The 11657-nt window shown below is 70.2% G+C and carries 12 protein-coding genes; 10 read left to right on the top strand and 2 right to left on the bottom strand.

From position 1 onward, the window contains the following. Positions 1 to 201 precede the first annotated feature (201 nt). From FHR66_RS20480 to FHR66_RS20455, 6 genes are all read left to right on the top strand, one after another. Positions 202 to 993: an ABC transporter ATP-binding protein gene (locus FHR66_RS20480; protein ID WP_160968539.1), complete on the top strand. Its 792-nt coding sequence runs from the start codon at positions 202 to 204 to the stop codon at positions 991 to 993. Beyond that, positions 993 to 1742, top strand: coding sequence for an MlaE family lipid ABC transporter permease subunit (locus tag FHR66_RS20475; protein ID WP_017909945.1), 750 nt, complete (start codon positions 993 to 995; stop codon positions 1740 to 1742). Before FHR66_RS20480 ends, FHR66_RS20475 begins: the two co-directional genes overlap by 1 nt. Before the next feature lie 103 nt (positions 1743 to 1845). Continuing rightward, on the top strand, positions 1846 to 2385 hold the full coding sequence (gene mlaD / locus FHR66_RS20470) for an outer membrane lipid asymmetry maintenance protein MlaD (RefSeq protein WP_017909944.1): 540 nt from the start codon (positions 1846 to 1848) through the stop codon (positions 2383 to 2385). Then, positions 2382 to 3047: an MlaC/ttg2D family ABC transporter substrate-binding protein gene (locus tag FHR66_RS20465; RefSeq protein WP_160968541.1), complete on the top strand. Its 666-nt coding sequence runs from the start codon at positions 2382 to 2384 to the stop codon at positions 3045 to 3047. Before mlaD ends, FHR66_RS20465 begins: the two co-directional genes overlap by 4 nt. Further along, the gene (locus FHR66_RS20460) at positions 3037 to 3354 is read left to right on the top strand and encodes an STAS domain-containing protein (RefSeq protein ID WP_160968543.1); all 318 of its coding nucleotides are present in this window, start codon (positions 3037 to 3039) and stop codon (positions 3352 to 3354) included. The genes FHR66_RS20465 and FHR66_RS20460 overlap by 11 nt, the downstream gene beginning before the upstream one ends. A 3-nt stretch (positions 3355 to 3357) precedes the next feature. Beyond that, on the top strand, positions 3358 to 4437 hold the full coding sequence (locus tag FHR66_RS20455; protein ID WP_160968545.1) for an MlaA family lipoprotein: 1080 nt from the start codon (positions 3358 to 3360) through the stop codon (positions 4435 to 4437). 1133 nt (positions 4438 to 5570) lie between these two features. Here the strand turns inward: FHR66_RS20455 and FHR66_RS20450 are convergent. Together FHR66_RS20450 and rmuC are read right to left on the bottom strand one after the other, a co-directional pair. Further along, positions 5571 to 6113 (bottom strand): glutathione peroxidase, encoded by a 543-nt coding sequence (locus tag FHR66_RS20450; RefSeq protein ID WP_160968547.1) that lies wholly within the window; start codon positions 6111 to 6113, stop codon positions 5571 to 5573. A 405-nt stretch (positions 6114 to 6518) separates the two neighbouring features. Beyond that, positions 6519 to 8120 carry a DNA recombination protein RmuC gene (gene rmuC / locus FHR66_RS20445; protein ID WP_160968549.1) on the bottom strand — a complete coding sequence of 534 codons (1602 nt, stop codon included), beginning with the start codon at positions 8118 to 8120 and terminating at the stop codon, positions 6519 to 6521. A gap of 384 nt (positions 8121 to 8504) precedes the next feature. On the opposite strand from rmuC, the gene FHR66_RS20440 reads away from it, so the two are divergent. The 4 genes from FHR66_RS20440 (at position 8505) to FHR66_RS20425 (ending at position 11421) form a co-directional block, all read left to right on the top strand. Beyond that, the gene (locus FHR66_RS20440; protein WP_160968551.1) at positions 8505 to 8831 is read left to right on the top strand and encodes a hypothetical protein; all 327 of its coding nucleotides are present in this window, start codon (positions 8505 to 8507) and stop codon (positions 8829 to 8831) included. Between the two features lie 128 nt (positions 8832 to 8959). Next, positions 8960 to 9688, top strand: coding sequence for an MgtC/SapB family protein (locus FHR66_RS20435; protein ID WP_160968553.1), 729 nt, complete (start codon positions 8960 to 8962; stop codon positions 9686 to 9688). Between the two features lie 45 nt (positions 9689 to 9733). Beyond that, positions 9734 to 10804 (top strand): sensor histidine kinase, encoded by a 1071-nt coding sequence (locus FHR66_RS20430; RefSeq protein ID WP_160968555.1) that lies wholly within the window; start codon positions 9734 to 9736, stop codon positions 10802 to 10804. Continuing rightward, the gene (locus tag FHR66_RS20425) at positions 10801 to 11421 is read left to right on the top strand and encodes a response regulator transcription factor (protein WP_160968557.1); all 621 of its coding nucleotides are present in this window, start codon (positions 10801 to 10803) and stop codon (positions 11419 to 11421) included. Before FHR66_RS20430 ends, FHR66_RS20425 begins: the two co-directional genes overlap by 4 nt. Positions 11422 to 11657: the final 236 nt, after the last annotated feature.

Below are 11657 nucleotides of genomic sequence, written 5' to 3'. Positions count from 1 at the left end.
TGCCGGATGCGTCCCACCCGCGCCGGCCCGCCTCGCATGGCGTGACGGACAGGCCGCCAAACGCGACACGCTGTTGCGTAGACGGGCATATGCGCCGGGCGCGCACAGGGGCGTGAGCAGTGCCACAATACTGCACGGGCCAGTTCGGTTAAGTTCAGCCGAACGGATCGATCCTATGTTGTATTTTCGTTAAAGGCCGCAATGGCGTCTTCCGAATCCAATCTGGTGCAGTTGTCGGGTGTGCGCATCGACCGCGGCGGCCGCGCGATCCTGCGCGACGTCTCGCTGAGCGTGCCGCGCGGCAGCATCACCGCCGTGCTGGGCCCGTCGGGCAGCGGCAAGTCCACGCTGCTGGCGGCGCTGACCGGCGAGCTGGTACCGGCGGCCGGCACGCTGCAGGTGTTCGGCAAGCCGTTGCCGCGCGGCAGCCGCGCGCTGCGCGAGACGCGCAAGAGCATCGGCGTGCTGCTGCAGGGCAATGGCCTGCTCACCGACCTGAGCGTGGCCGAGAACGTGGCGCTACCGTTGCGCGCCCACACCCACCTGCCCGAGCCGGTGCTGCAGCGGCTGGTGGCGCTGAAGCTGCATGCGGTGGGCCTGCTGGCCGCCGCCGACGCCTGGCCGCGCGAGCTGTCCGGCGGCATGGCGCGGCGCGTGGCGCTGGCGCGGGCCCTGGCCCTGGATCCGCCGCTGATGATCTACGACGAACCCCTGACCGGCCTGGACCCGATCGCCTCCGGCGTGATCATGAGCCTGATCCAGCGCCTCAACCACACCCTGGGCCTGACCAGCATCATCGTCAGCCACCACGTCCACGAGACCCTGCCGATCTGCGACCAGGCCGTGGCCATCGCCAACGGCGGCGTGGTCTTCGCCGGCACCCCGCAGGACCTGCAGGCCAGCAGCGACCCGCTGCTGCAGCAGTTCCTGCACGGCCGTCCCGACGGCCCGATCCCGTTCGATGCGCCGCAGCGCGCGCGGAGCGCCGCCTGATGGCCATCGTTGCCCCGATCCGTTCCCTGGGCCGCGCCGGGCTGTTCTTCCTGACCGTGCTGCGTGGTTCGCTGCCGACCCGCGACCTGCTGGCCGAGCTGATCCGCGAGATCTACAAGGTCGGCGCACGCTCGCTGCCGATCATCGCGGTGGGCGGCGCCTTCGTCGGGCTGGTGCTCACCCTGCAGGGCTACCGCACGCTGCAGACCTACGGCGCCTCCGATGCGTTGTCGACCCTGCTCGGGCTGTCGCTGTACCGCGAGCTGGCGCCGGTGCTGACCGCGCTGCTGTTCATCGGCCGCGCCGGCAGTTCCATCGCCGCCGAGCTGGGCCTGATGCGCGCCACCGACCAGATCAAGGCGCTGGAGCTGATGGCGATCGACCCGGTGGCCAAGGCGGTGGCGCCGCGCTTCTGGGCGGCGGTGCTGACCGTGCCGCTGCTGACCGGCATCTTCTGCTCGCTGGCGATCAGCGCCAGCTACTTCGAGGCGGTGGCGGCGCTCGGCCTGGACCGCGGCACGTTCTGGTCGGCGCTGTCGAGCAGCGTGGATTTCTGGGACGACTTCGGCGTGGCGATGCTGAAGTCGGCGGTGTTCGGCGGCACGGCGGCGCTGGTGGCGGCCTATGTCGGCTTTCATGCCGAGCCGACCATCGAGGGCACCTCGGTGGCCACCACCCGCGCCGTGGTCAACGCCTCGCTGCTGGTGCTGATGTTCAACTTCGTCATGTCGGCGCTGCTGTTCCGCTGAGCGGCGCCAACGCGGAGCCGGCCGGCGACGGCAGGCCCCGCGGCAACATCCCGGTCGCGGCACTGGCGCCGCGGCCACGCTGAATCAACAAGGTAGACACGTTATGGCTCTCCGTGGTCCCCGTCTCGAGTTCGCCGTCGGCGCCTTCCTGCTGCTGGGCCTGGCCTCGCTGCTGGTGCTGGCGCTGGCTTCCACCAACCGCCAGTGGGGCTTCGGCGGCCACCGCTACGACCTGGTCGCGCGCTTCTCGCAGATCGGCCAGCTGCGCGCGCAGGCGCCGGTGAAGATCGGCGGCGTCATCATCGGCCAGGTCGCCAAGATCGACCTGGACCCGACCAAGTTCGACTCGGTGGTCACCCTGTCCATCGACGACAAGTACAAGGACCTGCCGGCCGACACCTCGGCGGCGATCCTGACCAGCGGCCTGCTGGGCGAGAGCTACGTCGGCCTGCAGCCCGGCGGCGACCCCGACACGCTCAAGCCCGGCCAGGAAATCGCCTTCACCCAGCCGGCGGTGGACCTGATCCAGCTGGTCGGCAAGTACATGTTCGGCGGCGGCAGCGCCGGCGGCGACAAGAACGCAACGCCCGCTGCCGCACCCTCGGCCGACCCCACCACGCCCGCAACGGAACCCAAGCCATGACGATCAAACTGCTTTCCGCCGCTCTCGCCGCCGCGCTGGCCGTGGCCGCGCCCTCCGCCGCCCTGGCCCAGGCCGCGCCGGCCGCCGCCGCCGCCCAGGCCGGTTCGGCCAGCAAGGTGGTGCTGGAGAACAGCACGCGCATCCTGACCACGCTGGAACAGCGCCGCAGCGAGTTCAAGAGCAACCCTTCCGCGCTGCGCCAGTTCATCGACAGCGAGATGAACAAGTCCTTCGACCGCGACTACGCCGCCCGCCTGGTGCTGGGCGTGCACGGCCGCGGCGCCTCCGACGGCGACGTCAAGCTGTTCGGCGACGCGATGGCCGACAACCTGATGCAGCGCTACGGCACCTCGCTGCTGACCTTCGAAGGCAAGCCGCAGGTGCGGGTGAAGTCGGAAACCCCGCTGCCGGGCGGCCGCGGCGTCAAGGTCTCCACCGAGCTGCTGCGCAGCGGCGGCGACCCGGTGCCGGTGGACTACCTGCTGCGCAACACCGGCGCGGGCTGGAAGATCTTCGACGTGATGGTCGAGGGCGTGTCCTACGTGCAGACCTTCCGCAACCAGTTCGACACCCCGCTGCGCAACAAGTCGATCGCCGAGGTCGCGGCCGAGCTGCGCAACGGCACGCTGCAGGCGGCACCGGCGAGCAACAGTGGCAAGTGATGCGCCGCAGGTGCGCCGCGACGGCGACACGCTCGCGCTGAGCGGCGTGCTCGACCGCGCCGCGGCCACCGCGTTGTGGCCGGCGGCGCTGCGCGCGCTGCCGGGCGCACGCGCGCTGGACCTGCAGGCGGTGTCGCGGGTGGACAGTGCCGGCCTGGCACTGCTCGCCGAACTCGCCGCGCGCCTGCGCACCCAGGGCCAGGCCGAGGTCGCCATCCATGGCGCCCCGGCCGGCCTGACCGACCTGAGCGCCGCCTACCGGCTGGCCTCGACCCTGGACTTCCACTCTCCCCCTGCGGCGAGCTGACACATGAACGTGCTGCGTATCCTCACCTCCCTGACCCTGGCCGCCGCGCTTGGCGCCTGCGCCGGTGCGCCCAAGCGCACCCCGCCTCCGCCGCCGACGGCGCAGACCGCGCCCGCCGCCAGCGACAGCGCCCGCACCGCCGACGCGAACGCCATGGCGGCGTCCACCGACAGCACGACCGGCATGGACGCCAGCGCCACGCCGGCGCCGTCCAGCGCGGCGGCGGCCATGCCTCCGGCGAACGCCACCGGCACGGCGGGCGCCAACGGCGCACCGACCTCGGCCGAAGACGACTACGCCGCGCTGTACGGCAGCGATCCGTACAACCCGGTGGCCGATCCGACCTTGCCGGCGGGCGTGCAGGCGCCGCCGAGCTACGACCCGTGGGAGAAGTACAACCGCAAGGTGCATGCCTTCAACAACGTGGTCGACCGCGCCGTGGCGCGGCCGCTGGCGCGTGCCTACGTCAACGTGGTGCCACGGCCGGTACGGCTGGGCGTGACCAACTTCTTCGACAACCTCAGCTCGCCGCTGACCATGGTCAACCAGCTGCTGCAGGGCCGTCCGCTGCAGGCGGGGCAGACCCTGAGCCGGTTCCTGATCAACAGCACGCTGGGCATCGGCGGCATCTTCGACCCGGCCACCGACGCCAACCTGCCGCGACGCAGCGAGGACTTCGGCCAGACCCTGGGCGTGTGGGGCTGGCGCCGCTCGCGCTACCTGGAACTGCCGCTGTTCGGTCCGCGCACGGTGCGCGATACCTTCGGCCTGGTCGGCGACGCGCCGCTGTCGCCGCTGCAGCAGATCGAGGAAGACCGGGTACGCGTCGGCCTGCAGGGCCTGCAGTTGGTCGACACGCGCGCGCAGTTGCTGTCGCTGGACAGCCTGCGCGACCAGGCACCGGACGAGTACCAGCTGACCCGCGATGCCTGGCTGCAGCGCCGCAACTATCAGATCGAGAGCGACATGCGCGGGCACAAGCGTCAGGACGACGATCTGCCGGCCTACTTGCGCGAGGAAGAGACCAACCCGACGGTGCCGGTGGACGCGATGCCGGTCCCGGAGTGGCGCGGCGGCCGCTGAGTCCGGCGGACCACGCACCTACGAAAAACCCGGCCTCGGCCGGGTTTTTTGTGTCTGCAGCTTTTGCTGGCATCGTCTGTGGGGGCCGCGCGATGCGGGAATGAGTGCTCGGTTTGCAGCAGGTGATCCAGTGTCGCGGCGAACTACAGGTGCAGCCGGCTTTGCTGTTGCTCCTCCTGTTGCTGTTGATTTATCGGGGTCCCCTCGGCGCGGCAGCCCCGGCGGGGAAAAACCCGAAGGGCGGCGCACATGGACGTGCGCCGTTCGCGGCAGGGGCAGGATGCCCCTTCCGCGAATCCCCGTCGGGGCTGCGGACCCGGAGCGCGCAGCGCGGAGGGCGTGCCGCGGGGTGTGCTTTCTTTTGGTTACTTTTCTTTGCACAAGCAAAGAAAAGTAACTCGCCGTCAGGCGAAAGCCTTGCTCTTGCACTTGCTGCTGTGGCGGCGGCCGCTGGATGGTAGGAGCGACTTCAGCCGCGACAGGCGCTACCAATCATGTGGGTCGCGGCTGAAGCCGCTCCTACAGATCTTTTCGTCCGACAGACAAACTTCAATCAACAGCAGTAGCAACAGCAAAAGCTTTAAAGGCTTTCGCCCTTGCGGGCGAGTTACTTTTCTTTGCTCGCGCAAAGAAAAGTAACCAAAAGAAAGCGCGCCCTGCCTACGCGCCCTCCGCGCTGCGCGCTCCGGGTCCGCGTCCAGCCCGGGGATCCGCGGAAGGGGCATCCTGCCCCTGCCGCGGACGGCGTACATCCATGTACGCCGCCCTTCGGGTTTTTCCCCGAGCTGGCCGCCGCTTCGGAAGGGAACCCGGTAAGTCAAAAGCACCAGCAAAAACAACGGCAATGGCAATGGCAATGGCAATGGCAGCGGGCAGCGGGCAGCGGGCAGCGGGCAGCGGGCAGCATGGAACTGCAAGCCTCGCGTAGAGCGCTAGCCCCTTTCCCCTCGGGAGAGGGGTTGGGGTGAGGGTGCGGGGCGAAGCCCTCGGCTTCAGCCGCAATAGACGCCCCAAAATCACAACGGCACCGACAACGTTTCCGCTCGGTCAACAACTCCCTGGGTGCCCAAACGACGCCTTCAGGTCACAGGCGCCGCCTCGTGGCCGCTCGTGGCCGCGAGCACCGCGAGCCGTTACGCCAGCGCCGCGTCGATCGCCGCGCGCAGGCGCGGATCCTCGGCGGTGACGTCCGGGGCGAAGCGGCCCAGCACCTCGCCGTCGCGGCCGACCAGGAATTTCTCGAAGTTCCACAAAACGCCCGGCGCCGGATTCGGCTCGATACCGTAGCCGGCCAGCTTCTCGCGCATCGGGCCCTCGCCCTCGGTCTGCGGCTGCGCGGCGATCAGCGCGCGGTACAGCGGATGCGTGTCCTCGCCGGTGACGGCGATCTTGGCGAACATCGGGAAGGTGACGTCGTAGGTGAGCTGGCAGAACTGCTGGATCTCCGCCTCGCTGCCCGGCTCCTGGCCCTTGAAATCGTTGGCGGGGAAACCGAGCACTTCCAGTCCCACGGCCTGCTTCTCGCGATACAGCGCTTCCAGGCCGGCGTACTGCGCGGTGAGGCCGCACTTGGAGGCGACGTTGACGATCAGCAACACCTTGCCGGCGAACTCGGCGAGGGTGGCCGGCTGGCCGTCGATGCGGGTCAGCGGGATGGCGGTCAGCGACTCGGACATGGGGCATTACCTCGGTCGAAAGAGAGCGCCAGCATAGTCGCTGCCGAGACCGTCGACAGGGCATCGCCCGCCCTCCGCTCAGCCCGCCGACAGCCGGATGCGTGCCTGCTTCTGGCGGCGTGGCAGGGGTGGCAACGCGCACGCGGCAGACGCTCGCGTCGCGACAGCGCAGGCCCAGGATGCGTCTACCACATGCCGCGCGCTCTGCGACACGCTTCGATGCGTCTGCGCGACGCTGGCTGCACCCGCGCCGGCGACGCTTAGCCTGCCGGAAAGCCTCCCTGGTCGGCGCGAGCACCATCAAGGCGCGCAGTGCTGGCGCCGCGAATCCCCGGCCTGTCAGCAGCAGAATGACTGATCATCCCCAATCCCGAATGCCCAATCCCGGCCGCGCAACGCGCGGCCTTACCCCTGCTCGTCGCGCGCCGATTCCTCCGCGTCGGTGTCGGCCTCGGCATCGTCCAGCGGCAGCGATAGGTCCAGCAGCGGCGCGGCCTGCGCGTCGACCAGGGTCTCGACGCCGCGCAGGCGGCGTTCGATGGTGCGGGTCTTGCGGCTGGCCTCGCCCAGGCTCTTGCCGACGGTGCTGATCTGCTTCTCGGCCTTCTCCAGGATGCCGGCGAACTTGCCGAACTCGCTCTTGACCGCGGCCAGCACACCCCACACCTCGCTGGAGCGTTTCTCAATGGCCAGGGTGCGAAAGCCCATCTGCAGGCTGTTGAGCAGCGCGGTGATCGTGGTCGGACCGGCGACGACGATGCGGTGTTCGCGCTGCAGCAGGTCGGCCAGGCCGGGGCGGCGCAGGGTCTCGGCGTACAGGCCCTCGGTGGGCAGGAACATCACCGCGAAGTCGGTGGTGTGCGGCGGGGCGATGTACTTGTCGCAGATCGACTTGGCCTGCACCCGGATCGCGCGCTCCAGCTGCACGCCCATCGCCTGCACCAGCTCCGGATCGCCCTGCTCCTGCGCGTCGAGCAGGCGCTCGTAGTCCTCGCGCGGGAACTTGGCGTCGATCGGCAGCCACACCGGCGTGTCCTCGTGGCCGCGGCCGGGCAGGCGCACGGCGAAATCGACCATCTCGTTGCGCTCCGGGCGCACCCGCACGCCGCGTGCGTACTGCTCCTGGGTCAGGGTCTGCTCGAGGATGTTCTCCAGCTGCACCTCGCCCCAGCCGCCGCGGTTCTTGACGTTGCTCAGCACGCGCTTGAGGTCGCCGACGCCGGTGGCGAGCTGCTGCATCTCGCCCAGGCCGCGCTGGACCTGCTCGAGCCGTTCGGAGACCAGCTTGAACGAGGCGTCCAGGCGCGTATTGAGGGTGGTCTGCAGTTTCTCGTCGACGGTGCCGCGCATCTGCTCGAGCTTGGCCGCGTTATCGGCCTGCAGTTCCTTCAGCCGCTCTTCCAGGGTGCCGCGCATCTCGCCCAGGCGCTGTTCGTTGCGCTGGACCAGCTCGCTCAGACGCTGGCCGAGCGCGTCGGCGAAGCGCTGCTGCGCGTCCGCGCCTTCCTGGCGGCCCTTGCGCGTGTCCTCGAGCAGGGCCTCGCGCAACGCGCCCAGTTGCGCGTCGATGCGCGCGATCAGTTCGGCCTGCTGCTGGCCGAACTGGGCCATGCGCGCATCCTGCTGCTGGCCGAAGGCATCCAGCTGGCCGCGGATCTCGACCAGGCGCTGGCTCAGCAGCTCGGCCATGCGCTGCTGCGCAGCGCCGGCCTCGACCCGGCCACGCCGCGCGTCCTCGGTCAGCGCTTCGCGCAGCAGGTCCAGGCGCTGGTCGGTGCGGGTGGAAAGATCCGCCAGGTTGCGGGCGAAGCCTTCGCTGCGCGCGTCCTGCTGGCGGGCGAGGCTGTCGAGTTGCTCGCGCAGTTCGCCGCGGCCGCTGCGCTGCTCATCGCGCAGAGCCGCCTCCAGCGCGGCGTGGTTGCTCCGCCGCAGCAGCACGGCCAGCAACAGGACGATGACGGCGCACAACAGGCCGGCGAGGATCAGGAAATGGGCATCGTTTTGCATGCGGCCAGTGTAGCCGGCCGCGTCTCAGTCGCTGCGCCACGCGCCGGTAGGCGGACGGGGCCGGGATATACCTTGGTATCGCCGCCATGGCCTCATGCAGGCTGGTGCGCCCAGATGCCCCATGCCAAGCTTTGCGCCACCCGCTCCTGGCCCGGCCAGTGGGCGGCGCCGCGGCATCAGGCCGCGCCAGACCGTCGCGTACCGCGCGATCCGTTCCCCTGACACCGGAGGCGAGCATGGACCCCGATCCGCATCGACGCGGCGTCAGCGCCGCATTCCACTGCCATTCCCCCCGCCTGGTCGCTGCCTGGCGCTGAGCCGGAAGACGCCCGCCGCATGCACGCCGCGACGTCCTTGCCGGCCACGCGCCGCAAGGAGGTCGTCATGTTCGCGTTCTCGCTGTTTTCCCGCCGTTTCCGTCTGCAGCGCGGCCTGCAGCGCGCGCTGCGCGCCGCGGTCGCCATGCGCCGCACCGAGGCGCTGCGGCATCTGCTCGCCGCCCACGGCCCCCGCGCCTTCGCCCTGGCGCTGTCCGCACAATCGCCGCGGGTGATGGCCGATGCGCTGTCGCAGCTGCCCGTCGCCGACCGCATCCGGGTCCGCGCGCGCTTGCCGCATGCGGCGCAGCGGCGCCTGCACGAGGCCGGGGCCAACGCCCCGGCTGCACACTGGCTGCATGTCGCGCTCGCGTGGTGGCCCGAGGTGCGCTGAGCCGCGCGCGCCTGCCACCGCGGTGTTGGACGCCATCTTGCCCCGGCATCATGCGCTCCCCTGCATCCGCTCACTCCCTTTCCCGGAGCCGCCATGATCGCTCCCCTCGCCTACCGGAACGCGCCCTGATGGAAGCCCTGCGCCTGTTCAATCTCGGCTCGCTGCTCGACACCCTGGTGAGCCTCACCGCCGCCTTCGTGCTCGGCGCGATCATCGGCTTCGAGCGCCAGGTGCGCCAGCGCACCGCCGGGCTGCGCACCAACACCCTCGTCGCGGTCGGCGCGGCGATCTTCGTCTCGCTCGGCGACCGCCTGTTCGAAATCCACGGTGGTACCCAGGGCGCGGTGCAGGTGGTGGCCTACGTGGTCTCCGGCATCGGCTTCCTCGGCGCCGGCGCGATCATGAAGGAAGGCGCCAACGTCACCGGGCTCAACACCGCGGCCACGCTGTGGGGATCGGGCGCGGTCGGCGCCTGCGCCGGTGCCGGGCTGGTCGCCGAGGCGGTGCTGGCGGCCATGTTCGTGCTGCTCAGCAATACCCTGCTGCGGCCGATGGTGAACCGGATCAACCGGCATCCGCTGAAGGAATCCTCGCTGGAAGCCACCTACATGTTCTACGCGATCTGCGCGCGCGAGGTGCACGGCGACGTGCGCGAGCGCCTGATCGAGCTGCTGGAGGAAGCGCATTACCCGGCGCGCGAAGTCGAGCAGCATCCGTTCGGACAGAAGGACGTGGAGATCGCCGCCACCCTGTACGCCACCGCGGTGCGTGCCGAGGAACTGGATGCGGTGGTGCAGCGCCTGGAGGGCGAACCCGGTGTACAACAGGCGTTCTGGAACGCCGGCGTCGAAGGCTGAGCCGGCCATGTCCCTCCCCGCGTCCTCCCTCACCCTGCGCCGCCGATGATCGTCTGGTTCAAGCCGCTGCCACCGCACCGCCGCCTGCTCGGCCTGGCCGCGCTGGGCCTGGCGCTGAGCGCGATCTTCATCGCCGACACAGTCACCGACTACGCGGTGGCCGCGGCGCTGTTCTACACCGTGGCGATCCTGGGCGCGGTGCGGCTGCTGGCGCCGGCCGGGCTGGGCGTGCTGGCCGGCATCTGCGTGGTGCTGGTCGTGCTCAGCTTCCATCTCACCCACGCCGGGGCCTATCACGTGGGCGTGATCAACTCGGCGATCAGCATCGTGGTGGTGGCGGTGACCGCCTCCATCGCGGTGCGCATGGAGCGCGCCAAGGCCGCCGCGCACGCGGCGCAGGCGCAGTTGCTGCGGCTGGCGCGGGTACGCAGCCTGGGCAGCCTGACCGCGTCGATCGCGCATGAGGTCAACCAGCCGCTGGCGGCCATCGTCACCAGCGGCAACGCCTGCCAGCGCTGGCTCGACCAGCAGCCGCCGAACCTGGACAAGGCGCGCGCGGCGCTGGCGCGCATCCTCGCCGACGCCGAACGCGCCGGCGAGGTGATCGCGCGGGTGCGCAGCCTGACCCGGGGCGAAGCGCCGCAGCAGCGCGTCTTCGATCTCAACGCCGCGGTGAACGAAGTACTGGCGCTGTCGCAGGGCGAACTGGAACGCAGCGCGGTCAGCGTACACACCGAGCTGTCGGCGCTGCTGCCGCCGGTATCGGCCGACCCGGTGCAGATCCAGCAGGTGATCGGCAATCTGCTGCTCAATGCGATCGAGGCGATGGCCGCCACGCCACCGGCGCAGCGCACGCTACGCATCGTCACCGCGCGCGAGGACACGCGCTCGGTGCGGCTGAGCGTGGCCGACAGCGGCGAAGGCCTGTCCGCGCAGGCGCAGGCGCACCTGTTCGATGCGTTCTGGACCACCAAGCAGGGCGGCATCGGCATCGGCCTGAGCATCAGCCGCAGCATCGTCGAAGCCGGCGGCGGGCGGATCTGGGCCGAACCCGGCCGGCCGCGCGGCGCGGTGTTCTGCGTGTGCCTGCCCACCGCCGGCGGAGCCAAGTCATGAACGCCGACGCGACCGCGCGCCCGGTGGTGTACCTGATCGACGACGACGCTTCGATCCGCGCCGCCCTGGAAGACCTGTTCGCCTCGGTGGACCTGCAGGTGCACGCCTTCGCCTCGACACGCGAATTCCTGGCGCATCCGCGCGCCGATGCGCCGAGCTGCCTGGTGCTGGACATCCGCATGCCCGGGCAGAGCGGCATGGATTTCCATCGCAACATGCACGAGGCCGGGCTGGCGCTGCCGACCATCTTCATCACCGGCCACGGCGACATCCCGATGAGCGTGGAGGCGATGAAGAACGGTGCCATCGAGTTCCTGACCAAGCCGTTCCGCGACCAGGACCTGCTCGACGCGATCGGCCAGGGTATCGCCCGCGACCGCGCGCGGCGCGCCGCCGATGCGGCGCAGGCGGAACTGCAGGCGCGCTGGGCGCGACTCAGTGGCGGCGAGCGCGAGGTGGTGGAACTGGTGGTGCAGGGCCTGTTGAACAAGCAGGTGGCAGCGCGGCTGCAGCTCAGCGAGATCACGGTGAAGGTGCGCCGCGGCAATGCGATGCGCAAGCTGGAGGTCGGCTCGCTGGCCGAGCTGGTGCGACTGGCGGAGCGGCTGGGGCGGTAGGTCGGTTGCGAGAACGCGCGGATTGCCGCGTGGCGGAACACGTCCTGACGCACCGGTATTCCGTAGATACCGTCTTACCCCCCTAGCAGGCAAGGCCCCTTTTCGGGTCGAACGCGGTGCCCGATTTGAGGACGCCATAGACGAGGTGCAGGAGCTTGCGCATGGCGGCGCACACGATCTGCTTGCCGGCTTTGCCGCGTTCGCTTAGCCGCTGTTTCAGCGCCCGGATGACCGGG

The sequence above is a fragment of the Xanthomonas sp. F4 genome (genome assembly GCF_011761895.1).
Note: the sequence above shows the minus strand (reverse complement) of the source record. Positions and strands in the feature narration are given on the sequence as shown.

What these genes read in the sequence shown, in the direction of transcription:
- FHR66_RS20475 (WP_017909945.1), top strand. Translation starts at nt 993, where the DNA reads ATGGCCATCGTTGCCCCGATCCGTTCCCTGGGCCGCGCCGGGCTGTTC.
- FHR66_RS20425 (WP_160968557.1), top strand. Translation starts at nt 10,801, where the DNA reads ATGAACGCCGACGCGACCGCGCGCCCGGTGGTGTACCTGATCGACGAC.
- FHR66_RS20435 (WP_160968553.1), top strand. Translation starts at nt 8,960, where the DNA reads ATGGAAGCCCTGCGCCTGTTCAATCTCGGCTCGCTGCTCGACACCCTG.
- FHR66_RS20450 (WP_160968547.1), bottom strand. Translation starts at nt 6,113, where the DNA reads ATGTCCGAGTCGCTGACCGCCATCCCGCTGACCCGCATCGACGGCCAG.
- FHR66_RS20465 (WP_160968541.1), top strand. Translation starts at nt 2,382, where the DNA reads ATGACGATCAAACTGCTTTCCGCCGCTCTCGCCGCCGCGCTGGCCGTG.
- FHR66_RS20440 (WP_160968551.1), top strand. Translation starts at nt 8,505, where the DNA reads ATGTTCGCGTTCTCGCTGTTTTCCCGCCGTTTCCGTCTGCAGCGCGGC.
- rmuC (WP_160968549.1), bottom strand. Translation starts at nt 8,120, where the DNA reads ATGCAAAACGATGCCCATTTCCTGATCCTCGCCGGCCTGTTGTGCGCC.
- FHR66_RS20455 (WP_160968545.1), top strand. Translation starts at nt 3,358, where the DNA reads ATGAACGTGCTGCGTATCCTCACCTCCCTGACCCTGGCCGCCGCGCTT.
- mlaD (WP_017909944.1), top strand. Translation starts at nt 1,846, where the DNA reads ATGGCTCTCCGTGGTCCCCGTCTCGAGTTCGCCGTCGGCGCCTTCCTG.
- FHR66_RS20430 (WP_160968555.1), top strand. Translation starts at nt 9,734, where the DNA reads ATGATCGTCTGGTTCAAGCCGCTGCCACCGCACCGCCGCCTGCTCGGC.
- FHR66_RS20480 (WP_160968539.1), top strand. Translation starts at nt 202, where the DNA reads ATGGCGTCTTCCGAATCCAATCTGGTGCAGTTGTCGGGTGTGCGCATC.